Source organism: Clostridium sp. 1001275B_160808_H3 (assembly GCF_015550425.1).
Classification (GTDB): domain Bacteria; phylum Bacillota; class Clostridia; order Clostridiales; family Clostridiaceae; genus Clostridium.
Genome location: NZ_JADNAT010000015.1, coordinates 54,801 through 78,343 on the forward strand (window position 1 = coordinate 54,801; position 23,543 = coordinate 78,343).

Genomic DNA, 23,543 nt, shown 5'->3' on the forward strand with positions numbered 1-23,543 from the left:
ATGGGATATTTTCATAAGAAAATATCCCATTTATAATTTAGAAGAGTGCGACATCCTTTTATATTTATTATATTACAAATCTTACTTATTATTCTTGCATTGATCACAAATACCATTAAGCTCCAACTTATGTTCAGTTAAGCTAAATCCAACTTTAGCCTTTATAGCTTCTTCTATTTCTTCCATCGGACAAGGTATTTCAACACACTTATGGCAAACATCACACTTTAAAGTATGCTTATGACTTTCTTTTTTTAGTATATATATTGCAGGTCCATCTATATTTATTTTCTTAATTATATCTTTTTCTTCAAGTAACTCTAGTGTTCTATATATAGTGCTAAGATTTAAGTTTTCATTTTGCTTTTTACATTCACAATATATATTTTCTGCTGATAGCCCTTTATCTGAAGACTCTATTATATTTAAAATTGAAATTCTTCCTGCTGTTACTCTCATTCCATTTTCTTTTAAATAATTTTCCCAGCTCATTTTATTCTCCTAACGTTCTAATCTTTATATAATTATAACACTAATATTCCACATATTAAATATTAAAAAAATATCATTTTAATTCCCAGTATTAATAATATTACTCCACCTAATAAATCAGCATACTTACATATAAAATCAACTCGCCTAGCATATCTACACATAAAAAAACCAATTGTACATATAAGTAATGTTATTAATCCTACCAAAATAGCATCAACAAATAATAATATTTCATTTACTTCATGAAATGCCGTAAATCCAACTACTAAAGCATCAATACTTACTGACATACCTAAAATCATATACATTGATTTTCTTATTAAAACCGACTCATCATTATCATTCTTTTTAAACGCTTCTAGTATCATTATAAATCCTATTAAGGCTATTATAACTCCACCTATTACGTTAGGTATAGCAACTATATATGTATCAAAAAACTTTCCCCCTATTCCGCCTAAAAATATAAATAAAAACTGAAAGAAAGCAAATGATACTATAAACCCTATTTTATTTCTTCTTTTTAATATAGGATTTATCCCTAAACTTATACTAAGTCCAAGTGCATCCATAGCCATAGCCACACCTATTAAAATTACTTCTTTTAATCCCATCTTCTAGAAACTCCTCCAAATTATATAATTCTATTCTATATATAATTATAAAGTATAGTATTTATGTATTATTTTTTTTAAATAAGTACTTTTAATAAGACAAATTTTATTGTATATTATTAAATAGAGTATATAATATTTGAAAAAGTATATCATATTTTGTAGTTTTATATAAAGGAGAGTAACTTAATGGCGAATTGTATAATTGCTCAATCTGGAGGTCCAACATCTGTTATTAATTCAAGTGTAGTAGGTTTATTGCAGGCAAATAAAGATTTAGGTTCATTTGATAAAGTATATGCCGGTCTAAATGGAATAGAAGGTATATTAAAAGGAAATATAATAGAATTATCTTCTTTTACTGATGATGAAATAAATACATTTAGGTATACACCATCTTCTGGCTTAGGTTCTTGTAGATATAAAATGAAGAGTTTAGAAGAATCAAGCGAAGAATATGACAAGCTTTTAGATATATTGAAAGTTAATGACATAAAAGCCTTCTTTTATGTAGGTGGTAATGATTCTATGGATACCATTGCTAAACTAGGCAAATATGCAAGAAAAACTGGAATAGATATAAAGTTTATTGGTATTCCCAAAACAATAGATAATGATTTAATGTATACTGATCATACTCCTGGTTTTGGAAGTGCCGCAAAATTTATTGCAACTACAGCCCTAGAAACATATTTAGATTCATCAGTTTACATAAATAACGGAATATTTATTTTAGAAACAATGGGTAGAGATACAGGTTGGCTAGCAGCTTCTTCTTGCGCAGCTAGAATAAATGGTGAGCCTGTTGCAGATTTTATATATTTACCTGAAGTTGCTTTTGATATAGAAAAATTTCTTTTAGATGTAAAAAAAAGATTTGAAGAAAAAAATAAAGTTTTCATAGTTGTTTCAGAGGGTATAAGAAATGCTGAAGGAAAGTTTATAACTGAAGTTGAAAAGCAAGCTCATGATAAATTTGGTCATGCACAATTAGGTGGTGTCGGTTCATACCTAAAAAACTTAATAATACATTCTGGTATAACATCTAGAGTTAAATCTCTAGAATTAGGAGTATTACAAAGATGTGCAATCCATTGTTCTTCAGATATTGATTTAAATGAAGCTTTTGAAGCTGGATACTCTGCATTAAAGTTTGCACTTGAAGGCAATAGTGGATATATGGTTGCTATAAAAAGAGAGTCAAACGCACCTTATTCTACTTCTCACTTCCTTGTAGAAGCAGATAAGATAGCTAATAATGTTAAATACTTTCCTAAGAATTTAATTAATGATGAAGGAAATCATATAAAAGAAGAAGCATTGGATTACTTCTTACCTCTTATTGCTGGAATTCCATCATTAGTTATAGATAATCATTTACCAAAATTTAAAACAATATCAAAATAATAAAAATGGCAATATCAAAATAAATTTTGATATTGGCCTATAAAGATGGAAGTTCTAATTCGAACTTCCTTTTTTTTGCACATATATAAATAATAGATCAAAATTTCTATTTAAGTTTAAATACATCTTTAAGCAAGTAGAATCAGTGGTTTAAAAGGGGCTCACGTTTCGTTAGCCCCTTTATAAAAATAATAAATTAACTTTTTAAGGAAATAAAGTTTACTTGAAATTGAATAAATTTTATATTAAATAAATTTCTGAGACTGCACCTTTTACTTATATACATATAATATTATTTTTATTTTATTAAAAACTAAACATAAAAGTTTGTGTATTTGCTTACCTTAACACCTTAGAGTATAATAAAATTGGAATTATTGAAATTTATAAGTTTAAATGTATTTGATATATAAGATAATCATAGGAGGATGAAATGATAGTTTTAAGCTGTAAAGATATATCGAAAAGTTACGGAATAAGAGATGTACTAAAAGATATTACTTTTTCAATCAATGAAGGTGATAAGGTTGGAATCATTGGCGGAAATGGAGAAGGAAAATCAACCTTGTTTAAAATAATATCTAAAGAATTATCACAGGATTCTGGTGAAATATTTATAGATAAAAATAGAACTATAGGATATTTAACTCAACACGTTGATTTAGATTTGAATAATACTATATATGATGAAATGAATTTAGTATTTAAAGAGCTTCTTAATATTGAAGAGAGATTACATTCATTAGAAATAAAAATGGCTGAACCTTATAACGAGGATAATGCAGCTTATCATGAAAAAATTATAAAAGATTACACTACTCTTCAAGATTTATATTCTCATAAAGGCGGGTACACATATAAGGGTGAAATATCTAGAGTATTGAAAGGTCTTGGTTTTCTAGAAGAAGACTTTGATAAAATTATAAACACTCTTAGTGGTGGACAAAAAACCAGAGTTTCACTTTGTAAACTACTATTAAAAAATCCAGACATAATTTTGCTTGATGAGCCAACTAACCATCTTGATCTAGAAGCTATTGAATGGCTAGAAGAATATCTAAAAAATTATAAAGGAACTGTTTTAGTAATATCACATGATAGATTTTTCTTAGATGCCGTTACAAACAATACCTTTGAAGTTATTAACGGTCATGTTAATTGTTATAATGTTCCTTATACTAAATTTATTGATCAAAGAAAGAAAAATTATGAAGCTCAACTTAAAGCTTATAATCTTCAGCAAGCTGAGATTAAAAGACAAGAAGCAATAATAGAAAAGTTTAGAAGCTTTAACAGAGAAAAAAGTATAAGAGCTGCTGAAAGTAGAGAAAAAGCCTTAGAAAAGATGGATAGAATAGATGCTCCTGATAAGGAAAAAGAAGCGTCTAAAATTCAATTCGAAACTTCTGTCAAAAGTGGGCATGATGTTCTTCATATTGAAAATCTAGCTAAAAGCTATGGAGATAATAAGCTCTTTTCAAATCTTAATTTAGATCTTAAAAGAGGCGAAAAAGTAGCATTAATTGGAGAAAATGGTCGTGGTAAAACAACTCTCTTTAAAATTATTTTAGATAACTTAAATCCTGATAGTGGTAAAGTTATACTTGGAACAAATGTAAATGTTGGATATTACGATCAAGAACAATCTAATTTAAACCTAGATAAGACTATTTTAGATGAAGTATGGGATGAATTTCCTAATTTAACCACATCTAAATTAAGAGGTGCATTAGCATCATTCTTATTTACTGGAGATGATGTATTTAAAATAATTAACACTCTTAGTGGTGGAGAAAAATGTAGGATTAATTTATTAAAGCTTATGTTATCAAGGTCTAATTTATTATTATTAGACGAGCCAACAAACCATCTTGATATAATGTCTAGAGAAGCTCTTGAAGATGCTCTATTAAGTTATGATGGTACATTAATGGTTATATCCCACGATAGATACTTTCTAAATAAAGTAATTAATAGAATCCTAGAGCTTAACGAAGATGGCATTAAAGAATTTTTAGGAAATTATAGTTACTATCAAGAAAAGAAAATTAATCCTAATAGATTTGAAGTTTTAGAAGAGTTATCAAATGGAAAAACTAAAACTCAATTGAAAGATGAAAAGAAGAAAAAAAGAGAAATTGAAAAAGAAGAAAAAGCTTTAAAATTGAAAATAAAGAAAATAGAGGATGATATATCAACAGGAGAAGAAAAATTGTTGTCTCTCCAAGAAGAACTTTGCCTTGAAGAAATTTATTCTAATCCTTCTGAAAGCGGAAGAGTTAATAAAGAAATAAGAGACTTAGAGGAAAAAATCTCTAACCTATATGAAGAATGGGAAAAGTTATCTAATTAAAGCACTTTTGCATAATTATTAATTTTAATAGGAGCTGTCTTATGACAGCTCCTATTTTTAGTAATATCTTGTAAGTTACTTATCTTTTTCCTGTTGATCCAAAGCCACCTTCCGCTCTTTCAGTTTCACTTAGCTCTTCTACTTCATCCACTTCAACATACCATACTGGTTTTACTACCATTTGTGCAATTTTCATACCTTTCTCAACTATAAAGGCTTCCTTCCCATGGTTTATTAATACTACACCTACTTCGCCTCTATACCCTTCATCTATAGTTCCTGGTGTATTTAAAACAGTAATTCCATGTTTTAATGCTAATCCACTTCTAGGTCTAACCTGTGCTTCAGTTTGAGGTGGTAACTCTATCTTTATTCCAGTTTTAATTAATGCTGTTTCTGATGGATTAATTAAAACCTCTTCTACTGAGTATAAATCTAACCCAGCATCACCTTTATGTGCATAATTAGGAATTATAGCTTCATTATGTATTTTTTGAACTTTTAATTTTAACTTATTCATTTGTATTCCTCCAACAAAATATTAATTCTATTGTAACAAGTAAATCTTATTTATGTCCATACTTATTCTAGGTAAATTAAAAAGAGATAAATTAAATCTTAAATTTATCTCTTTTTATAAGTGTATAAATATTTTTCCTCCATCCTATCTTCTGTAATAAGTAGATTTTATTTTATTTACTACACATATATTTGCAGATTTATTATCTTTATCTATAGTAACTTCATTCCATGTATAGTATGAAGGCTTTTCAAAAAATCTTCTATCTACTATTGCTATAACCCTATAACATCCATTTTCTAAATTATCGAATACTACTTTTCCATTTGCATCAGTAAATTTTGAATTATACAATTTAGGAGATATCCCATTTAATAAATATAAATTTATCCTTGCTCCCTTAAGCTCTACACCCTCTCTACTTGCAAGCCTTGATATGACTTCAATTCTACCCTTTTCCTCCACTTCATTATAATTATTATAATTATTTTGTAGATTATATTGAGAGCTATCTTGTGAGATACCTTGTAATTTATCTTCTATATTTGAATATAGTCTGTCATAAGGATTTTCATATTGTCCCTCACTACAAACTTGATCACTAAAATCACTTTCTATTATTTCTTCTTCTTGATTATTGCATATGTTGTCTCTATTAATAGTTCCTGTAGAGTTATCCTCTCTAACTTCCCCATCAACTTGAATAAATAAATTTAAATTTCCATTTTCATCTACAGTATATTGATCTTCATTATTATTATTATTTTCATCACTATGATATTGATCGTCGATAACTATTTTCATATATACCTCCAAAGCATAATATAGTTACATAATATGCTTCACCTATAATTTTGGTGATAAAATAATAAAAAAAAGTGTCAAAAGACACTTTTTATTTAAGAAGAAATCATTTTAACAGCTTCATCAAATTCAATAGGTTTGCTAAAATAATACCCTTGAATAACATCACAACTAATTTTCTTTAAAAAATCTAGCTGTTCTTTAGTTTCAACCCCCTCTGCAACTACTAAGAGGCTTAAGTAGTGTGAAAGTTCAACAATACTATTTATTATATACTCACTTTTTTCTTCAACAACTATTCCATCTATAAAACTTTTATCTATCTTTAATACATCTATAGGCAAAGTTCTTAAATAACTTAATGATGAATATCCTGTTCCAAAATCATCTAACGCCAACGAAACTCCTATATGTTTTAATTTTTCTAATGTGTTTATATTTTTTTCTGCTGATTTCATTATTATACTTTCTGTAATTTCAAATTCTATATATTCAGAATTCAAATCATAGAATTTTAATGATTCAGATATAAACGAAACTATATCTTCATCTCTAATTTGCACCTCTGATAAATTTATAGCCATTTTAAACTTTTTAGTAGTTATTAATGTTAATTCTTTGCACTTTTTAAAACTCTCATTTATTATGTATTTTCCTATAGGTATTATAAGCCCTGAACTTTCTGCTATTGGTATAAATTCACTTGGTGATACTGGTCCTAAGGACTTACTATTCCATCTTACAAGCGATTCAAACCCTATAACCTCTTCCGTATCTACTTTAATCTTAGGTTGATATAGCATTTTTATTTCGTTATTATCTACAGCAACTCTTAATCCCTTTTCTATATCAAATTCTCTATTTAGAATTTCTAATATTTTTATGTCAAAAAACTCATATCTATTTTTTCCATTAACTTTTGCAAGATACATAGCCATGTCTGCTCTTTTTAATAAAATAGGCATATCACCCCCATCTATGGGATATACGCTAACCCCTATGCTTAATGTACAAAAAATTTCTTTTTCATTTATTATTATTGGATTACTTAACTTTTTTATTATATTATCTAAAATGTATTTAATTTTATTCTTTTCTTGTATATTATATTGCACTAATATAAATTCATCTCCGCCATATCTAGCAAAAAGAGAATCTTTTATCTCCATATTATTAATAATTTTTGCAAACTCAATTAAAAGTAAATCTCCAGCATCATGCCCATATGTATCATTGACATATTTAAAGTTATCTAAATCTATAAAAATAAATGCGATTTTTTCATTAGGATAGTTTTTTATATGATTTGTAACCTCTCTTACAAAAAACCTTCTATTAGGAATCCCAGTAACTTCATCATTGAAACTTAAATAATTAATTTCAAGTTCCTTTTCCTTCCTATCCGTTATATCGGAAAGAGCTCCATGAATAAATAAATCCCCATTCTTTTCTAATGTCTTTTTTCCTTTACTTTGAAGCCATACAACTCTATTATCCTTACTTAATATTCTATACTCTATAGAATAAAATTCTTCTTTTTTTGAATTTAGAACCTTATCTATTTTCTTATTATATATATCAATATCATCTTCTAGTATAAACTTCTGCCAACTTTTATCTGAAATTAGTACGTCGCCTTCCCCTCTAATTTCTAAATACTCTCTAATACTATAATCAATTGATATAATGTTTTGATTAACATTCCACCAAAATGCAATGTCTTTAGAGCCCTCTACAGCTAATCTATTCTTATTTTCTATAACCTTATTCATATTTTCTACTCTTTTTCTTTCAGTTATATCTGTAATAAATCCAGACAAATAAAAAATATTATTTCTTATCTTTCCCTTTCCTTGTACTTTAAGTAATAGCTTTTCTCCCGAAAAATCTATTATAGATGATTCTAAAAAAAAGTTATCTAATATCCTATTATGTATAATGTTTTCAATGAAAATTTTTATATCTTCTCTTTCATCTTCAACAATAAATGAAAACCATTCTTCAAAGCTCTCTATGTCATTATTAGTTTTTAAAATCTCTTTCATCTTTTTAGACATATATAATTTATTATTTTCACTATTCCATTCCCAAATTGCACCTTCCAATGCATCTATAGCCATTCTATATCTTCTCTTATTTGATTCTGCTAATTTATATAGCTTTTTATATTTCCTATTTGTATAAATCAATCTAATCATTAACAATAAAATAATAAAGAACATGATAAATAATAATGAAGTCAAATTATCAAAATTACTTTTAACTATTAATATAATTAAACACAGAGTAGTAAATATGAAAATACTATTCTTTTTTCTTTTTTTCAAGATTATCACCAGTGCCCTTCCTTTAAAATTATATTCTAATAATTATATATTTTATCATATTCTTCCACATATTAACATAATTTTAACTTGATAAAATTAAAAAAAATAGACGTATGTAAATATGTCACATTCGTCTATTTTACTCTTTTATTATTTATTTAAATATCTTCGTTAATATTATGTTTAATGTAACACCTACAAGCGCTGACAAACTTAAACCTGATATACTTACTGTATCTGTTATATTTATCCCTATAGCCTTTGGCATAAATAATCCTGATAATCCAATAAATATAATTGTTATTATAACTATTATATTCTTTATATTAAATTTTACACCTTCATTCCTAACTGTATTTACTCCAACTAATGCTATCATTGAAAATAACATTATACTTATTCCGCCCATGACTGATGAAGGTATAGTTCTAATTACCGCTCCAAACTTATCTATAAAACTTAATATTATTGCAAAAACTGCTGTTAATCTCAATATAGATGGATCATAGTTTTTAGTTATTGCTAATACACCTGTGTTTTCTCCGTATGTAGTATTAGCAGGTCCACCTATAAGCGATGCTGTCATAGTAGCAAGACCATCTCCTAATAAAGTTCTATTTAGACCTGGGTCTTCAATAAAATTCTTTCCTACTATAGTACCATTAGTTGTTATATCTCCTATATGCTCCATAAAAACAGCAAGTATAACTGGAACTACTATCATTATCGCACCTGAATCAAACTTTGGCAAAGTAAATTTTGGTACTGCTATAAAACTTGCATTTTGAATTGCAGTTATGTCAACTTGTCCTAATACTAAACTTAATGTATAGCCGACTATTACAGCAATTATTATAGATAACTGTGATATAAACCCTTTAGTAAATCTTTTTATGCATGAAGCTAGTCCTAATGTTATTATTGCTATTATTAATTCTTTTCCTGAACCTGCTTTTCCAGCTATAAATGAATTTACTCCTGCCATATCTAAAGCTGTTGGTATAAGATTTACACCTATAACTACTATCATCGGGCCAACAACTTGTGCTGGCAAAATACTTCTTATCTTAGATACTCCTATTTTTTTTACTATAAATGAGACTAAAGCATAAATTAATCCTGCTACAAACATCCCACCTTGAGCATATCTTAAATCACCATATTGAGTTGCAACTGCACCAATTACCGGAATAAATGCAAATGAAGATCCTAAAAACACAGGAACTTTACCTTTAGTACATAAATGAAATATAATAGTTCCTATTCCAGCTGAAAATAAAGCAACTGATGGATCAAGTCCTGTTATTATAGGGACTAAGACCGTTGCTCCAAACATTGCTATTAAATGTTGAAGGCCTAAAACGCTTTTTAGTAAGCCTCTCTTCACATTACTTAAACTATTTGTTTCTTTCGTCTCTACATATTGTGCCATTTAATGACCTCCCTATTTTTATTAATAAGGAGAAATTCCTATTTCTCCTTTTCTAGCCTCTCTGGACTAATTTAAAAAGGTATTTTTAAATAAAAAAACTTCTCTATAAATATCCAGAGAAGTTATAATAATCCTACAATAATTTTACTTCTTTTGAGCCTCTCTGGACTAATTTAAAGAATGAATTTTCTTTTTTCAAAATTATATCATCTACTTACTATTATTTCAATATAAATTTTAATTTCCATATAATAAATATTGTATTCTTTGAATTTTTAGGAATACTAGTACTAGCATAATAAGTTTTAGGAGGATATTAATATGAAATTTAAAAATTTTAGAAAGAAGTTATCTACAATTTCTATGGCTATTATATTATCTTTCTCATTTATAACTAATACTCATGCCATAGAAATCACAGAAGATTCATCTAACGAGAGTAGGCAGGAAAAAGTAGTATATCTTACTTTTGATGATGGTCCTGGAGGGAAAATTACACTTCAAGTTTTAGATACATTAAAAGCAGAAAATGTTCCAGCCACTTTTTTTGTTATAGGATGCCAAATTAAAGGACAAGAAAATACTATTTTAAGAATGAAAAATGAAGGTCATAGTATTGGACTTCATAGTTTTTCCCACAATAGAAATAAATTATATTGTGAAAATGAAGGTTTTTTAAAAGAAATGAAACAAGATCAAGAAACATTATATGAGGTTACAGGAGAAAAATATAATATTTTAAGATTTCCATTTGGATGTAATAATCAATCTTACAAGTTAACACAAAAATTAGTAGATACACTACATGAAAATAATTTTAAAATATATGACTGGAATACCGATAGCGGCGATGGTGCAAATCCTAACTCATCTCCTGAATGCATAATAAAGAAAGCATGTAAAAGTCAAGATAAGGATACTGTTGTAATTTTAATGCACTGTACATATATAAATAAAAATTCCGCTAAAGCTTTACCTTCTATAATTAAATATTATAAAGATAATGGATATACTTTTAAAGCTATCGATGAAAATACTCCAGAGTTATACAAAGTAACAAAGAAATAATTTTTGGGAGCTGTCTAAGCACAGCTCCTATTAAAAGTTTTAAATTAACAATTTAACTTATTTACTTATTAGTACACCTGTGGCTTTTAATGCTATTCCAATAGCCTTATATAATATCATGCCTAAGAATACATTCATTATTGCAGCAGGTATAACAACAATACTAATTAGACTAACAAAAGATCCTGGTAAACCTACTAATAAACTTGCAGATCCTAAAAATACTAGTCCACTTACTATAGTTCCAAAACTTAAAGCTATTAGCATTTTTATATTATTGCTTAGTCTATTTCCTATTAATTTAAATATAAAATACATTACGTTTGCTGTCACAACTTTATCTATAATATTTGGTAGTTGTCCACCTGGGAATTTTGTAGTAAGCGCAGTTAATACTCCCATTATAATACCTGATATTAAAGAAGTCTTATAATCATTATTTATTATTATGATTATAAATAACATTGCTAACGCAAAATCTGGTTGCATAGGTAAACCTAAAGCTGGTGTTATTTGATGTAATAGAGCTCCAATAGCTATTAATATTGCATTTAGTATCATTTTTTTTACATTCATATTTCTATTCATATTCAAAATCTCCTTTTTAAAATAAATTTATATCAAAATAGTTTGTCCCCTCTACTTCATAACATAATTACCAGCTCCTTTAAACATTACTTTAATTTTAAATAAAAAACGCCCTATACAAAAATGTATAGGACGATATTATCCGCGTTGCCACCTAAATTGCTTTAAAAGCCTCTCTCATCAGGTACTAATATACCCTATTCCCTATATCGTGGGACTTACGGATCAACTACTTTAATAAAATTTCGTATCACTCCTCCGAGGCCCATTCACTATTTGTTATAGTACCGAAATCACACCATCTTCGGCTCTCTGAAACCTTACATAATAGCTACTCTTCCTCATCAAAGGATTAGTTAATTATTAATTTAATAATATACTATGCTATCTATTCATAATTGTCAACAATTTCAAGGAATTTTTTCTATTCGGAACTATTACCATAAAAATAAATAATCCCAATAATAATAATCCCTTGATTATACTTGTACAACTTATACTCCACCAAACTCCGTTTATTCCAAGTGAAGGTATACTGCTTAATAATATTGCAAGAGGTATTCTAAGACCAGTAAACAATATACTAACCCAAGATGGCGTAACTGTATTTCCAAGACCTGAAAATGCTCCTGCTGTTGTAATTTCTATGCACATAAATAATTGGGAATATCCTAAGATTTTAAGATATATAGCACCTTGTGAAATTGCTTCAGCTTCAGGTATGAATACTGAAAAAACGCTTCCTCCTGCAAATACTAACAGTATAGTAGAAAAAATTCCTACCAAAGTTGCCATAACCATTGTTGCTTTATATCCCTTTAATATCCTGTCCCATCTATTTGCTCCATAATTTTGTCCTACAAAAGCTGTTAATGCTGCTGCAAAACCTTCTGCTGTCATCCATGATATTGCTTCTATTTGTGATCCAACCTTTTGAACTGCAATTGCTACTGGCCCCCATGATGCAATTACTCTTCCAATTATCATAGCAAAAACTGAAAACAAGCAATTTTGAAGTGCCGTTGGAATCCCAAATTTACATATTCTATACATATAACTTTTATCCAAATACTTCTTATTTTTCAAACTTAAGCTATATCCATTTTTTATAAATGATATTATAAATATAATAGTAACAATAGCTTGTGCACTAATAGTTGCTAGGGCTGCTCCAATCACTCCAAGCTTTGGGAATCCCCAAAGTCCAAATATCAATATTGGGTCAAATATTATATTAAAAGCTAGTCCAATAGCATTTATCAAAAAAGGAATTTTGCTACTACCAGCAGCATTAAAGATACCTGTAAATAATGGATTTAAAAAGCTAAATATCATTCCAAATGACACTACAATTAAGTAGTCTATAGACATTTTTATTATGCTTTCATCTCCTAAATTAAAGAATCCTATTAGTTGATTTTTAAAAACTATTAAAATAATCGTATATAATATTGCCATTACTATATTAATAAATAAACTATTATATATAAATTTATTTCTTTCCTTAACATCTTTCTTTCCTATTGCTTGAGCAACACCTATTTCGGCTCCTATTTTGGATATAAATACAAGTGCGCTTCCAAACCAAGTGAAGAAACCTGCTGTTCCTACTGCTGCTACTGACTCGCTACCTATTCTGCCTACCCACATCATATCTATCATATTGTAAGCCATTTGTATGAAAGATGTGCCTAAAATCGGTACAGACAATTTTAGTAGTACATTAAATATATTTCCTGACACTAAATCTACTGATTTTTTCATATGTACCTCCTTATTTATGATATTATTTATCTTCAAATTATATATTTAGTAGTATCTTTTTTCAATATACTTATATTTATTTATTCACTTTTTTTGAATATTAAATATTCTTAATAAAACTTAAAGGATTACCTAGGTAATCCTTTATTTACTTAACATATTTATTATATTTTCAAAATGCTCAGGTTTACTATAATAAAAACCTTGTACTGTATCACATTCTATACTTCTTAAATAATCTACTTGCTCTTTTTCTTCTACACCTTCAGCAACAACTGTCATGCCAAGTTTATGTGACAATTGAATAATATTTTCTACTATGTACCTACTTTTGTCATTTTCAGACATATCAATAACAAAACTTCTATCAATTTTTAAAACATCTATTGGCAACTTAGTTAAATGATTCAAGGAAGAATATCCAGTTCCAAAATCATCTAAAGCAATGGAAGCACCTAATTCTTTTATTTGTAATAAACACTCTATGTTCTTATCTACTGATTTCATTATCATACTTTCAGTTATTTCTACTTCTATGTACTTAGGAGGGACATTAAACTCATCTATCAAAGAATTAAAGTATTCTAATAAATCACCATCTCGTAATTGTATTTCAGATAAATTAACTGCTATTTTAAAGTTATCATAGCCTTCTAATAATAGATATTTTACCTTTGCAAAAACTTCTCTTAATACAAATTTTCCTATTGGTATTATAAGCCTTGTATTTTCAGCTACAGGAATAAACTCTCCAGGACTAACAAAGCCTATTTCATCACTTTTCCATCTAAGTAATGCTTCAAATCCATTTACTTCATCATCTGTAAGCCTCACTTTAGGCTGAAACACAACAAACATCTCATTATTATCTAATGCAGTTCTAAGACCTCTTTGAATTGAGTAAATTCTATTTATCTCTCTTGATATGTTATTATTAAACATTTGCCATTGATTTTTACCATTGCTTTTAGCTATATACATTGCAGCATCAGCATTTTTAAGCAGCACTTCAAAATTTTCACCATCATCAGGGAAAACTGATACTCCTATACTTGTTGAAGAATAAATTTTATGACCATTTATGTCATATGGATTTTTTAATATTTCCATAATTTTTCTTACCGTATCATTTATTTCATTTAAGTAACTTATAGATGAAATAAATATTAAGAATTCATCTCCACCAAATCTACATAACAATTGATCATCATTAAATATTTTCTTTAAGTCTTCTGAAAAATTCTCCAAAAATATATCTCCGCATTTATGCCCATAAGAGTCATTTATAAACTTAAAATTATCTATATCTATAATTATTAATGCTCCTCTAGATTCTGAAATAATGTGCTTCTCAAGCTCTTTCTCTATAATATTTTTGAATTGCTTTCTATTATTTAATCCAGTTAATTCATCATAATAACTAATATACTCTAACTTTAAATGTGCCTCTTTTTCTCTTGTTATATTATGAACATATCCTTCAAACCCTAAAAATTCGCCTTTATTACTATTTCTTGACTGGCCTTTAACACTAATCCATATATCTTCCCCTAAAATATTAGTCATCCTAACTTCAATTTCTTCTAAATTATTTTTTATACCATCAATTAATATATCAAAATAATCTTGGCGAAAGTAGCTTCTACACTCATCAAAAGTTATTATACTAAAATCATCTTTGTATCCTGTAATTTCTTTATTGTTCCCATAAAGCATTATTAAATCTTCTTCTTTATTTACAGAAATAAATAGTCCTTTAATAGACCTAATAAAAGATTCTTTTGAATTTAATAAAAACTCTTTTTGTCTATCTTTAAGATTATTCGAAGTCTTATCGTTAAGGGAACCAACATCCATGTTATAACTATTTTCCCTAATCATATATTTAAATCCTTCTCAAAGTATATTTTTATATTTATTATATAATTTAAAACTTATTTATTTTCTTCTACTTTCGCTTCATCTTTTGATTTTTCTTTATTATCATTTATTAATGTTGCAACTAAAGCAGCTCCAGCAGCTACAACTACCGCTAACTTACCCAAGCTTTTCATTTTCATAAATTGTTCCTCCTACCCATTATTTGAATTGATTTTGATCTCTTTCATATTTATATCCTATTGAACTTAATTTGTTTTTTAATTCTTCTTCTGTTACCCCTATGTCTTCACATAATGATGATAAATTAGAGTAGAAATCTCTTAATTTCATATTTATCATACTTAATAGAATATTAGGATCCATAGATAAAATGCTTTCTCTATCCATACTATTTCTCCTTTTTATATATACAATTTCTATATATTTGGAATCTTAAATAAAATATACCATATATCTTTTAATAAAAAAAGTACATTATACATCTTTTTGTATATTTATTAAGATAAATATACAATAATAATTTACTTTTTTATTATCGTAATTAATTATATTATTTTTATATGTTTCAACTATTTTTTTATAAAAGCTAAGGAGCTGTTGCCCGATTAAAAATGCAGAATTTATAATGTAGAATGAGGGTAAAAACTACTGAAAGTATTTTTAAAATAATATAAATTTAAATATTTCAGTACGAAATATAATCGAAATTTTAAATTTTATATTCTACATCTTAAATTAAATAGCATTCTGCAACAGCTCCTTATACAAGCTTTATTTAATTAATTATTTAACTTCTGGTACTTTAGAAGCTTCACTTTTCTTTGGAGATTTATATCCATTCTTCTCCCAACTTGCTTCTTGATGTTTCTTAGCCATTAGCTTTCACCTCCATTATATTATTAGTATTCATTATCTATTTTTTAATTATTCTATATTCAATTTAATAAATTATTATTTCATAAAAAAATAAAGATATTATGTAGACAATCTTTCTTACATAATATCTTTATTATAAAACTTTAATTATTCTTCATCGTAAACTTCTAAATACTTTGTCTTTATACCATCTTTTTCCCAACCAAGTATAGAGTCTAAATTAACATTTTCAGCTGCCTTAAATATTGATTTTTCAACGCCATCAAAATTTCTCTTAAGCTCTTTTATTAATTCCTTTATCTCATATCTCTTATTTCCTATTTTCTCAGCTGCAACCATACATGCACAATTTAATGGCCAAATTCCTGCATTATTAGTAAATCTCTTTATATACTCTTCTTCTACATAATAAAGCGGTCTTATAAGCTCCATATCTTCAAAATTAGCTGCCTTAAATTTAGGAAGCATAGTTTTAAAATTACCTGCATAAAGCACATTTAATAATGTAGTTTCTATAACATCATTGTAATGATGTCCTAGTGCTAACTTGTTACATCCAAGTTCTCTTGCTTTACTATAAAGAGATCCTCTTCTCATTCTTGCACAAAGATAACATGGGTAATCTCTTGCCATCTTATCTATAACTTCGAAAACTTTTCCCTCATATATATGTACTGGTATTCCAAGATGGTTACAATTCTCTATAAGTAATTCTTTTATTTGTGGATGATATCCTGGATCCATTGCTATAAATTCTAATTCAAAGTTCATTTGTCCATGTTTTTTAAGCTCTTGGAAACACTTAGCCATAAGTAGCGAATCTTTACCACCAGAAATAGCTACTGCAATCTTATCTCCCTCTTCTACAAGATTATAATCTTTGACAGCTCTTACAAACTTAGTCCAAATATGTTTTCTATATTTTTTAACAAGGCTACGCTCTATTTCTTCTAAAGGCTTTTTTTCTTCAGTAGGAATTAGTCTCTCGCAGCCTTTACCTGCTATACTACTCATTTTATCACCTCATTTAATAATCCTTTTCAATTATAACACTTTTTAAACTTATTGTCTTTATATAAATATGGAGTTAGCACAATTAAAAATGTAGAATGTACAATTAAAACTAAAGAAATTTTAAATTTCACATTCTACATTTCAATTATTAGAAAACTTTCCAACACCTATATATAATATTTTACTTTAATTAACTTATCAGTTCATTTATTTCTATATATGGATTCTTATATCTATTTTTCTTTACTGTACTTTTTCCTATATTTATAGCTTTTTTAGGGCATAAATTTATACATGCCATACAGTCTGTACAATTACCTTTCCAAGTTGGAATACTATTTTTCATTATAATATTATCTGCAGGACATGCCTTCTTACAAATTTCACATCCAATACAGTCACTATTAACATTAAAATTTTTATCCTTACTTTTATACACATTTTTCCACATTGAATAAAGGATCTTATTTAATCCAAATTTATAATTGCATTTTTTAATTTTTCTTTCTTTAATTTCATTAATAAAATCTTCTAAAATTTTTTCATTTTTCTCAATTGCTTCAATAGCTCTTTTTTCACTTGGATTTCTACCTGCTCTTATATAGTTAGAAATATATTTTATACATACAAAATTTGATAAAGTATTCGTATCTTTAATTATTTCATTTATATGGGCAAAGCTACTTTTTGCTTCTCCTCCACCAGATACCCCTACTGCAAAAACATAGGAATTTTTCTTTAATTTTAATTTACTTAATAATTCTAAAGTTATTATAGGTAAAGAACCAGAATGTATTGGATATATAAACCCAACTGTATCATCATCACAAATAAAATCATTATCTCTTAATGCTTTCGTCATAGATATTAATTCTACATATTCATCTAATGCTTCTTTTATTTTCTTTGAGACATATAAACTATTCCCAGTTGAAGAAAAATAATAAATTTTCATAAATAATCCCCTATCCTACTTTGTATAATCTATAAATAATTATAGAACTAATTGAGTAAATTTCTATTTTTCACTTTTAATAACTTGAGGATAATTAAAAACATTATATGGATCATATTGTTTTTTAATCTCTTTTAATCTTTTAATATTTTCTCCATAATATTCTTTTTCGTAATTATCTAATTCATCTAAAGGAAAATTAACAAAAGATCCTTCTGTTAGCCTTTCTATTGCTCTAAAGTTACTCTTAACCCATTCCTTATTTATATCTGCATATTCATCTTTTTCCCAAACGGATTGAATTCCCATTATAAACTTAGCATCCCTATAATAATATGCTGTATCTAATTTATTTACATCAGCAATTGCTCCTCCAGCTCCATAAAATGATATTGCAGTATAATATGATCCTTCTGTTGGATTATCTATTATTTCTATAAGTTTTTTTATTTCGTTATTATTATAGTCTCTATATACAAACCTTCCTGTTGACTTATACTTTTCATAATCCGGATGGCTATCTTGAATCCATCTATTACATTCTAATATACTCATATCCTCTACTTTAAGTTCAATTGAAGTTGTTATATCTTCTAAAGGTTTAAGTATTTCTCTTGCTTCATTGGAACTTCCATAAAATAATCCTGTAAGTTTAACTCCTCTTCCTCTTTCAGCTGAATTATATATTGCAGTTTTTAAATTCATTCTTCTATCTAAATTTTTATATAATTCTTGAAGAACCTCAATAACTTTAATATTATCTTCATTAGTAATATTAGGATAATTTATATTGATTAACGTGCCCATTTTAATTTTTTCTTTTAACTTTATAGTCATTGAAGTTATAATCCCAAAATTACATCCTCCACTACCTTTACAAGCCCAGAATAAATCACTATTTGATTGTTCATTAAGTATTAATTTTTTTCCTTCATAATTTATCATTTCAACTTCAAGTAAACTATCACATGCTAACCCTAGAAATCTGCTTGAATATCCCCAGCCACCACCAAGTACTAGACCTGCTACACCTACAGTTGGACATCCCCCTCCTGGAAATGCATAATTCCTACTTCCTAGCGATTCATATATTTCTCTATTTCTTACTCCACCTCCTATTTTTACAAAACCATTATTTTCATCTATATTAATTTCATCCATTTTACTTATATCTATAACAGCTACATCATTACCAGTTGAATATCCTTCATAACTATGTGCTCCAGATCTTACTCTTATTTCTATAGAATTCTTTCTAGCCCATAGTATTGCATTAATAACATCTTCATCATTATGGCAATATATAATTACTAATGGATATTTTTCAATAGCTCTATTCCAAGCTAATCTACTTTCTTCATATTCAAAACTTTCTTTGGTAATTATCTTGCCAGTTAATCCTGAATAATCAACATTTCTCATTTAATCACCTTCTGTAAATTATTTTTATAACTTTTGTAAATTATTTTATATATAAGATGATAACATATCATTTCTTAAAATCAATAAAAAGAGCCATATTTAAGATTTATAATTATGCTTTTTTCAATATAATTTATCTAAAAATAATTCTATCTTTTTCCCAAACTTCAATTTCCTTTTCTTATAGAAACTAATATGATTCTATTTTGCTTAACTCTACTTATATCATATTCTAAAACCTTAGAGTATTATTTATTAAACCTTTTATCCATCATATCTACAAATATATAACTTTTTTTTAATAATCTTTAATTTCAATTTATTTTTTATCACATTTCTACTTTTTTCTACATAGTTTATAAATATAGATGATAAATGAAAGGATGTTAATTTATGTACTATCGTAAAGATGATGATTGTGAAAAATGTAATGATTGTGTAAAAGACCCTAGCAAGATTTATTGTGATATATCTTGTCCAGATACAAGTAAAAACTGTCGTGAATCATATAAGGTTTTTAATCCCCCTGTATATGCTAAGGCATTTATTGCACTTCAACCATATGAAAATTTATTTAATATAGAGGATGCATTTGCTGCTGGAACAATATTTAAAGACTTATATAGTCCTTATTGTGATGTTCAATATATTAAAGGAGGACATAGATAATGAGACGTGAAGACTACCTAGAAAAAATACAAAAATTACAATTTTTTGTTGTGGATTTAAATTTATATTTAGATAATTTTCCTGATTGTGAAAAAGCAAAACATGATTATGAAGTGATATCTTGTGAACTAAAAAAGACAATTTGGGAATATGAAAAACAATATGGTCCATTAACCAACTTTGGTTCTTCTTACTTCCAAAATCCTGAAGCTTGGGTTAATAGTCCATGGCCTTGGGAAAACATGAAAGGAGGAAAAAATTAATGTGGTATTATGTTAAAACATTAGAACACCCTGTAAACTTAAAATCAACAGACTTAAAAATGGCTAAGGTTCTTATAACTCAATATGGTGGCCCAGATGGAGAACTTAGTGCTGCTCTTAGATATTTAAATCAAAGATATTCAATGCCTACAAATAAATCTAAAGCACTATTAACTGACATAGGAACAGAAGAGATGGCTCACGTAGAAATAATAGCTACAATGGCTCATCAAATTATGGAAAATGCATCAATAGAGCAAATTAAAGCTGCTGGCATGGATGGTCATTATGCTGATCATGGAAAAGCTACTTTCTACACTGATGCTACTGGAAATCCTTGGACTGCTACTTATATCCAAGCTAAAGGTGATGTAATTGCAGATTTGCATGAAAATATGGCAGCTGAACAAAAAGCTAGAGCAACTTATGAATGGTTAATGAACTTGACAGATGATGCTGAAATAAAAAAAATATTAGGATTCCTAAGAGAAAGAGAAGTTGTACACTATCAAAGATTTGGTGAAGCTTTAATGGATGTACAAGATAATACTAATCTTACAGACTTTTGTAAAGAAAAATAGTATCAGGACTACCTTAAAAGGTAGTCCCTTATTTTTAACTCATTTATTAATTAAGGTATTATGCGAGTTCTATCCCTAGGAATAAGCGATGCCTCTCTAACATTTTCTAAATTTAATAATTGAGATGTAATTCTTTCTAATCCTATTGCTAATCCTCCATGCTTTGGCATTCCATATTTAAATATATCTGTATAGCTTTCATAATTTTTTGGATTTAATCCTTTGCTTTTTATACTTTTCATCAACATATTATAGTCATTAATTCTCTGTCCGCCTGTTGTTATTTCAACACCTTTAAAAAGTAAATCAAAACTTCTAGTTCCATTTTCTTCAAAAGGCATTGTATACATCGGTCTCTTACTCCTTGGATAATTTGTTAAAAAGATAAAGTCACATCCATACTTTTCTTGTGCATATTTACATATTAGTTTTTCTCCTTCTGGGTCTAAATCTCCATTTAAATCTTTCTTAGCATATACATTTTTTAATATTTCTATTGCCTCATTAAGTTCAATCCTCGGTATACTATCTCCTATTTTAGGCAAATTAACACTTAATATTTCTAAATATTTTCTTCCTTTTTCTTCTATAGTCTTTAATATAAACTTTATTAATTCTTCCTCTAAGTTCATTATTTCAAACTCATCATCAATAAATCCCATTTCCAAATCCATACTTATATATTCATTCAAATGTCTACTTGTATTATGCTGCTCAGCTCTATATACATGAGCAACTTCAAAAACCCTTTCAAATCCAGCTCCTACCATCATTTGCTTATAAAACTGAGGACTTTGCGCAAGATAAGCAGTTTTTTCAAAATACTCTAATTTAAACACTTCTGTTCCACCTTCTGCTCCTTCAGCAACTATTTTAGGTGTAAATATTTCTGTAAATCCTCTATTTATTAAAAATTCTCTGAAGCTTTGAACCATTATATTTTGTATTTTAAATATAGAATTAACTTTTTCATGTCTTATACTAATTGCTCTATTGTTTAATATAGTGTCTAAATTTAGATCTAACTCTTTTTTGTTTATTTCTATTGGAAGTTCCTGTGCTTCACTTATTATTTGAAATTTTTCAACTAATATTTCAAATGGATTTAGCGAATTATTACTATCTTTAGCTATTCCAATGATTGATACTACAGATTCAAGTTTTAATGAGTTTAAATCAATTTTATTATTTTCTATAACACATTGTACCAATCCAGATCTATCTCTTATTATCAAAAAAGTTATTGATTTTAACTTTCTTATTCTATATAACCATCCTTCTATTTTAATTTCTTTTTCTATAAAATTAGGAATATCATTAATTAATACTCTTTTCATATCTACTTTCCTTTCACTATTTTATAATTATTTTTATAGTTTAAACCTATTAATCTTAATTAGTTATTGATAAAAAAATAGCCCCTTGAACAAAGTATGCTCAAGGGGCGATAAAACTTCGCGGTGCCACCCTTTTTTAACTTTATAAATATAAAATTAACTTTAACTTTAAGAAGTACATTTAAAGCGGGCCCACCTTAAATAAAAAAAGCCTCCACTCCATATAGGAGCGAAGGCTATGTTCACGGTACCATCCTAATTTAACTTAATTAAATAATTAAAAAGTTATCTCTATCTATTAACGCTAGAACACGTCTTACTCTACTTAATTTCAAGTAAGCATCTCAAAGATGTCTTTCGATATCAATTTCTCATGAAGCTCTCACCATCCTTCACTCGCTGAAGATACTCTTTAAATATCTACTCTTCTTTTCATCGATTTTTTCTTTTAATTTATATTATTCCCTTAATGAGTAAATGTCAATATAAATTACAAAAACTATTAAGAATATATTCAAATCCTTTTACTAATAATAAAATTGGAGGTGATACATCATGACTTCAAAAGAATTATTATATATTGAAGATGCCTTAGGACATGTACAATTCATGCAAACAAAGTGCCAAGAAACTGCATCAAAAATTCAAGATGCAGAGTTAAAAAATCTAGTAACTCAACTAGAAGCTAAGCATAAAGAATTGTTTGGAAAATTATATTCATTATTATAAAAGGAGGGTTGTAGCATGGATGATAAAAATTTAATGGAAAATATTTTATTACTCACAAAAGGTGCTGCTGATTTATATTTACATGGAACAATTGAATCTTCAACTGAAAATGTATATCAAACCTTTGATGATTTATTATGTGAAACATTAAAAATACAACATGAAATTTATAAAAAAATGGAAGCTAAAGGCTGGTATCAAACAGAACAAGTAGATGCTCAAAAAATTCAACAAACAAAACAAAAATATACTATGCAATAACATATTAAGAGAGATGATAAGTAAAATTAACGTCTCTCTTTATCTTAGATAGTATTATCAATTAAATTAAATAACCTACTATTTTTATACTCTAATTATTAATTTTATAATAAACTTCTGTAACTAATCATCTACTATTTTCTTTCAAAACTCATAAATCTGCTTCATTGGAATTAAAGAATC

General features: G+C 27.3%; 23 protein-coding genes and 2 other annotated features. Of the genes, 8 read left to right on the forward strand and 15 right to left on the reverse strand.

Going from position 1 to position 23,543, the window contains the following annotated elements:
- Nucleotides 1-81: 81 nt before the first annotated feature.
- Both I2A75_RS12350 and I2A75_RS12355 read right to left on the reverse strand, forming a co-directional pair.
- Entirely contained in the window at nt 82-492 is a 411-nt protein-coding gene (locus tag I2A75_RS12350; RefSeq protein ID WP_195264885.1) for a Fur family transcriptional regulator, read from the reverse strand.
- 62 nt (nt 493-554) lie between these two features.
- Nucleotides 555-1,109 (reverse strand): manganese efflux pump, encoded by a 555-nt coding sequence (locus I2A75_RS12355; RefSeq protein ID WP_195264887.1) that lies wholly within the window; start codon nt 1,107-1,109, stop codon nt 555-557.
- 189 nt (nt 1,110-1,298) lie between these two features.
- Between I2A75_RS12355 and I2A75_RS12360 the strand changes: the two genes are divergently transcribed.
- Both I2A75_RS12360 and I2A75_RS12365 read left to right on the forward strand, forming a co-directional pair.
- Nucleotides 1,299-2,516, forward strand: coding sequence for a 6-phosphofructokinase (locus I2A75_RS12360; RefSeq protein ID WP_195264889.1), 1,218 nt, complete (start codon nt 1,299-1,301; stop codon nt 2,514-2,516).
- Nucleotides 2,517-2,949: 433 nt separating this feature from the next.
- Nucleotides 2,950-4,869, forward strand: a complete 1,920-nt coding sequence (locus I2A75_RS12365) for an ABC-F family ATP-binding cassette domain-containing protein (protein WP_195264891.1) — start codon at nt 2,950-2,952, stop codon at nt 4,867-4,869.
- A 79-nt stretch (nt 4,870-4,948) separates the two neighbouring features.
- Here I2A75_RS12365 and dut read toward each other — a convergent pair whose 3' ends face one another.
- The 4 genes from dut to I2A75_RS12385 form a co-directional block, all read right to left on the reverse strand.
- Nucleotides 4,949-5,389: a dUTP diphosphatase gene (dut, locus tag I2A75_RS12370; RefSeq protein WP_195264893.1), complete on the reverse strand. Its 441-nt coding sequence runs from the start codon at nt 5,387-5,389 to the stop codon at nt 4,949-4,951.
- A gap of 144 nt (nt 5,390-5,533) precedes the next feature.
- The gene (locus I2A75_RS12375; protein WP_195264895.1) at nt 5,534-6,193 is read right to left on the reverse strand and encodes a prealbumin-like fold domain-containing protein; all 660 of its coding nucleotides are present in this window, start codon (nt 6,191-6,193) and stop codon (nt 5,534-5,536) included.
- A 95-nt stretch (nt 6,194-6,288) separates the two neighbouring features.
- Nucleotides 6,289-8,529: a bifunctional diguanylate cyclase/phosphodiesterase gene (locus I2A75_RS12380; RefSeq protein ID WP_195264897.1), complete on the reverse strand. Its 2,241-nt coding sequence runs from the start codon at nt 8,527-8,529 to the stop codon at nt 6,289-6,291.
- 145 nt (nt 8,530-8,674) lie between these two features.
- Nucleotides 8,675-9,952 carry a uracil-xanthine permease family protein gene (locus tag I2A75_RS12385; RefSeq protein ID WP_195264899.1) on the reverse strand — a complete coding sequence of 426 codons (1,278 nt, stop codon included), beginning with the start codon at nt 9,950-9,952 and terminating at the stop codon, nt 8,675-8,677.
- 321 nt (nt 9,953-10,273) lie between these two features.
- On the opposite strand from I2A75_RS12385, the gene I2A75_RS12390 reads away from it, so the two are divergent.
- Nucleotides 10,274-11,020 carry a polysaccharide deacetylase family protein gene (locus tag I2A75_RS12390; RefSeq protein ID WP_195264901.1) on the forward strand — a complete coding sequence of 249 codons (747 nt, stop codon included), beginning with the start codon at nt 10,274-10,276 and terminating at the stop codon, nt 11,018-11,020.
- A gap of 57 nt (nt 11,021-11,077) precedes the next feature.
- Here I2A75_RS12390 and I2A75_RS12395 read toward each other — a convergent pair whose 3' ends face one another.
- The 8 genes from I2A75_RS12395 to I2A75_RS12425 all read right to left on the reverse strand — a co-directional run bounded on the left by I2A75_RS12395 (nt 11,078) and on the right by I2A75_RS12425 (nt 19,520).
- Nucleotides 11,078-11,596, reverse strand: coding sequence for a tryptophan transporter (locus I2A75_RS12395; RefSeq protein ID WP_195264943.1), 519 nt, complete (start codon nt 11,594-11,596; stop codon nt 11,078-11,080).
- Nucleotides 11,597-11,733: 137 nt separating this feature from the next.
- Nucleotides 11,734-11,965, reverse strand: a binding site (T-box leader).
- 27 nt (nt 11,966-11,992) lie between these two features.
- Nucleotides 11,993-13,372, reverse strand: a complete 1,380-nt coding sequence (locus tag I2A75_RS12400) for an MATE family efflux transporter (protein ID WP_195264902.1) — start codon at nt 13,370-13,372, stop codon at nt 11,993-11,995.
- A 144-nt stretch (nt 13,373-13,516) separates the two neighbouring features.
- The gene (locus I2A75_RS12405) at nt 13,517-15,253 is read right to left on the reverse strand and encodes an EAL domain-containing protein (protein WP_195264904.1); all 1,737 of its coding nucleotides are present in this window, start codon (nt 15,251-15,253) and stop codon (nt 13,517-13,519) included.
- 53 nt (nt 15,254-15,306) lie between these two features.
- Complete coding sequence (locus I2A75_RS18105; RefSeq protein ID WP_257443197.1) at nt 15,307-15,432, reverse strand: hypothetical protein; 126 nt, start codon at nt 15,430-15,432, stop codon at nt 15,307-15,309.
- Nucleotides 15,433-15,451: 19 nt separating this feature from the next.
- A complete protein-coding gene (locus tag I2A75_RS12410; protein ID WP_195264906.1) occupies nt 15,452-15,640 on the reverse strand; it encodes a DUF4250 domain-containing protein in 189 nt (62 codons plus the stop codon).
- A gap of 636 nt (nt 15,641-16,276) precedes the next feature.
- Entirely contained in the window at nt 16,277-17,143 is an 867-nt protein-coding gene (locus I2A75_RS12415; protein ID WP_195264908.1) for an ATP-binding protein, read from the reverse strand.
- A gap of 190 nt (nt 17,144-17,333) precedes the next feature.
- Complete coding sequence (locus tag I2A75_RS12420; protein WP_195264910.1) at nt 17,334-18,098, reverse strand: EFR1 family ferrodoxin; 765 nt, start codon at nt 18,096-18,098, stop codon at nt 17,334-17,336.
- A gap of 63 nt (nt 18,099-18,161) precedes the next feature.
- On the reverse strand, nt 18,162-19,520 hold the full coding sequence (locus I2A75_RS12425) for an FAD-binding oxidoreductase (protein WP_195264912.1): 1,359 nt from the start codon (nt 19,518-19,520) through the stop codon (nt 18,162-18,164).
- A gap of 393 nt (nt 19,521-19,913) precedes the next feature.
- Here I2A75_RS12425 and I2A75_RS12430 point away from each other — a divergent pair, with 393 nt between their 5' ends.
- Genes I2A75_RS12430 through I2A75_RS12440 form a run of 3 tightly spaced genes read left to right on the forward strand, consistent with a single transcriptional unit; the run spans nt 19,914 to nt 21,033 of the window.
- The gene (locus tag I2A75_RS12430; RefSeq protein WP_195264914.1) at nt 19,914-20,189 is read left to right on the forward strand and encodes a spore coat associated protein CotJA; all 276 of its coding nucleotides are present in this window, start codon (nt 19,914-19,916) and stop codon (nt 20,187-20,189) included.
- Nucleotides 20,189-20,452 (forward strand): spore coat protein CotJB, encoded by a 264-nt coding sequence (locus I2A75_RS12435; RefSeq protein WP_195264916.1) that lies wholly within the window; start codon nt 20,189-20,191, stop codon nt 20,450-20,452. The genes I2A75_RS12430 and I2A75_RS12435 overlap by 1 nt, the downstream gene beginning before the upstream one ends.
- The gene (locus I2A75_RS12440; RefSeq protein ID WP_195264918.1) at nt 20,452-21,033 is read left to right on the forward strand and encodes a manganese catalase family protein; all 582 of its coding nucleotides are present in this window, start codon (nt 20,452-20,454) and stop codon (nt 21,031-21,033) included. Before I2A75_RS12435 ends, I2A75_RS12440 begins: the two co-directional genes overlap by 1 nt.
- A 50-nt stretch (nt 21,034-21,083) precedes the next feature.
- Here the strand turns inward: I2A75_RS12440 and aspS are convergent, their stop codons facing one another.
- Nucleotides 21,084-22,370: an aspartate--tRNA(Asn) ligase gene (gene aspS, locus I2A75_RS12445; RefSeq protein WP_195264920.1), complete on the reverse strand. Its 1,287-nt coding sequence runs from the start codon at nt 22,368-22,370 to the stop codon at nt 21,084-21,086.
- A 222-nt stretch (nt 22,371-22,592) separates the two neighbouring features.
- Nucleotides 22,593-22,815: a binding site (T-box leader), on the reverse strand.
- Nucleotides 22,816-22,925: 110 nt separating this feature from the next.
- Between aspS and I2A75_RS12450 the strand changes: the two genes are divergently transcribed.
- Both I2A75_RS12450 and I2A75_RS12455 read left to right on the forward strand, forming a co-directional pair.
- On the forward strand, nt 22,926-23,099 hold the full coding sequence (locus I2A75_RS12450) for a hypothetical protein (RefSeq protein ID WP_195264922.1): 174 nt from the start codon (nt 22,926-22,928) through the stop codon (nt 23,097-23,099).
- Nucleotides 23,100-23,114: 15 nt separating this feature from the next.
- A complete protein-coding gene (locus I2A75_RS12455; RefSeq protein ID WP_195264924.1) occupies nt 23,115-23,360 on the forward strand; it encodes a spore coat protein in 246 nt (81 codons plus the stop codon).
- Nucleotides 23,361-23,543 lie beyond the last annotated feature (183 nt).

What these genes read in the sequence shown, in the direction of transcription:
- I2A75_RS12410 (WP_195264906.1), bottom strand. Translation starts at nt 15,640, where the DNA reads ATGGATAGAGAAAGCATTTTATCTATGGATCCTAATATTCTATTAAGT.
- I2A75_RS12435 (WP_195264916.1), top strand. Translation starts at nt 20,189, where the DNA reads ATGAGACGTGAAGACTACCTAGAAAAAATACAAAAATTACAATTTTTT.
- I2A75_RS12350 (WP_195264885.1), bottom strand. Translation starts at nt 492, where the DNA reads ATGAGCTGGGAAAATTATTTAAAAGAAAATGGAATGAGAGTAACAGCA.
- I2A75_RS12415 (WP_195264908.1), bottom strand. Translation starts at nt 17,143, where the DNA reads ATGAGTAGTATAGCAGGTAAAGGCTGCGAGAGACTAATTCCTACTGAA.
- I2A75_RS12365 (WP_195264891.1), top strand. Translation starts at nt 2,950, where the DNA reads ATGATAGTTTTAAGCTGTAAAGATATATCGAAAAGTTACGGAATAAGA.
- I2A75_RS12425 (WP_195264912.1), bottom strand. Translation starts at nt 19,520, where the DNA reads ATGAGAAATGTTGATTATTCAGGATTAACTGGCAAGATAATTACCAAA.
- I2A75_RS12390 (WP_195264901.1), top strand. Translation starts at nt 10,274, where the DNA reads ATGAAATTTAAAAATTTTAGAAAGAAGTTATCTACAATTTCTATGGCT.
- aspS (WP_195264920.1), bottom strand. Translation starts at nt 22,370, where the DNA reads ATGAAAAGAGTATTAATTAATGATATTCCTAATTTTATAGAAAAAGAA.
- I2A75_RS12375 (WP_195264895.1), bottom strand. Translation starts at nt 6,193, where the DNA reads ATGAAAATAGTTATCGACGATCAATATCATAGTGATGAAAATAATAAT.
- I2A75_RS12450 (WP_195264922.1), top strand. Translation starts at nt 22,926, where the DNA reads ATGACTTCAAAAGAATTATTATATATTGAAGATGCCTTAGGACATGTA.
- I2A75_RS12405 (WP_195264904.1), bottom strand. Translation starts at nt 15,253, where the DNA reads ATGATTAGGGAAAATAGTTATAACATGGATGTTGGTTCCCTTAACGAT.
- I2A75_RS12440 (WP_195264918.1), top strand. Translation starts at nt 20,452, where the DNA reads ATGTGGTATTATGTTAAAACATTAGAACACCCTGTAAACTTAAAATCA.
- I2A75_RS12355 (WP_195264887.1), bottom strand. Translation starts at nt 1,109, where the DNA reads ATGGGATTAAAAGAAGTAATTTTAATAGGTGTGGCTATGGCTATGGAT.
- I2A75_RS18105 (WP_257443197.1), bottom strand. Translation starts at nt 15,432, where the DNA reads ATGAAAATGAAAAGCTTGGGTAAGTTAGCGGTAGTTGTAGCTGCTGGA.
- I2A75_RS12420 (WP_195264910.1), bottom strand. Translation starts at nt 18,098, where the DNA reads ATGAAAATTTATTATTTTTCTTCAACTGGGAATAGTTTATATGTCTCA.
- I2A75_RS12400 (WP_195264902.1), bottom strand. Translation starts at nt 13,372, where the DNA reads ATGAAAAAATCAGTAGATTTAGTGTCAGGAAATATATTTAATGTACTA.
- dut (WP_195264893.1), bottom strand. Translation starts at nt 5,389, where the DNA reads ATGAATAAGTTAAAATTAAAAGTTCAAAAAATACATAATGAAGCTATA.
- I2A75_RS12360 (WP_195264889.1), top strand. Translation starts at nt 1,299, where the DNA reads ATGGCGAATTGTATAATTGCTCAATCTGGAGGTCCAACATCTGTTATT.
- I2A75_RS12385 (WP_195264899.1), bottom strand. Translation starts at nt 9,952, where the DNA reads ATGGCACAATATGTAGAGACGAAAGAAACAAATAGTTTAAGTAATGTG.
- I2A75_RS12395 (WP_195264943.1), bottom strand. Translation starts at nt 11,596, where the DNA reads ATGAATGTAAAAAAAATGATACTAAATGCAATATTAATAGCTATTGGA.
- I2A75_RS12430 (WP_195264914.1), top strand. Translation starts at nt 19,914, where the DNA reads ATGTACTATCGTAAAGATGATGATTGTGAAAAATGTAATGATTGTGTA.
- I2A75_RS12455 (WP_195264924.1), top strand. Translation starts at nt 23,115, where the DNA reads ATGGATGATAAAAATTTAATGGAAAATATTTTATTACTCACAAAAGGT.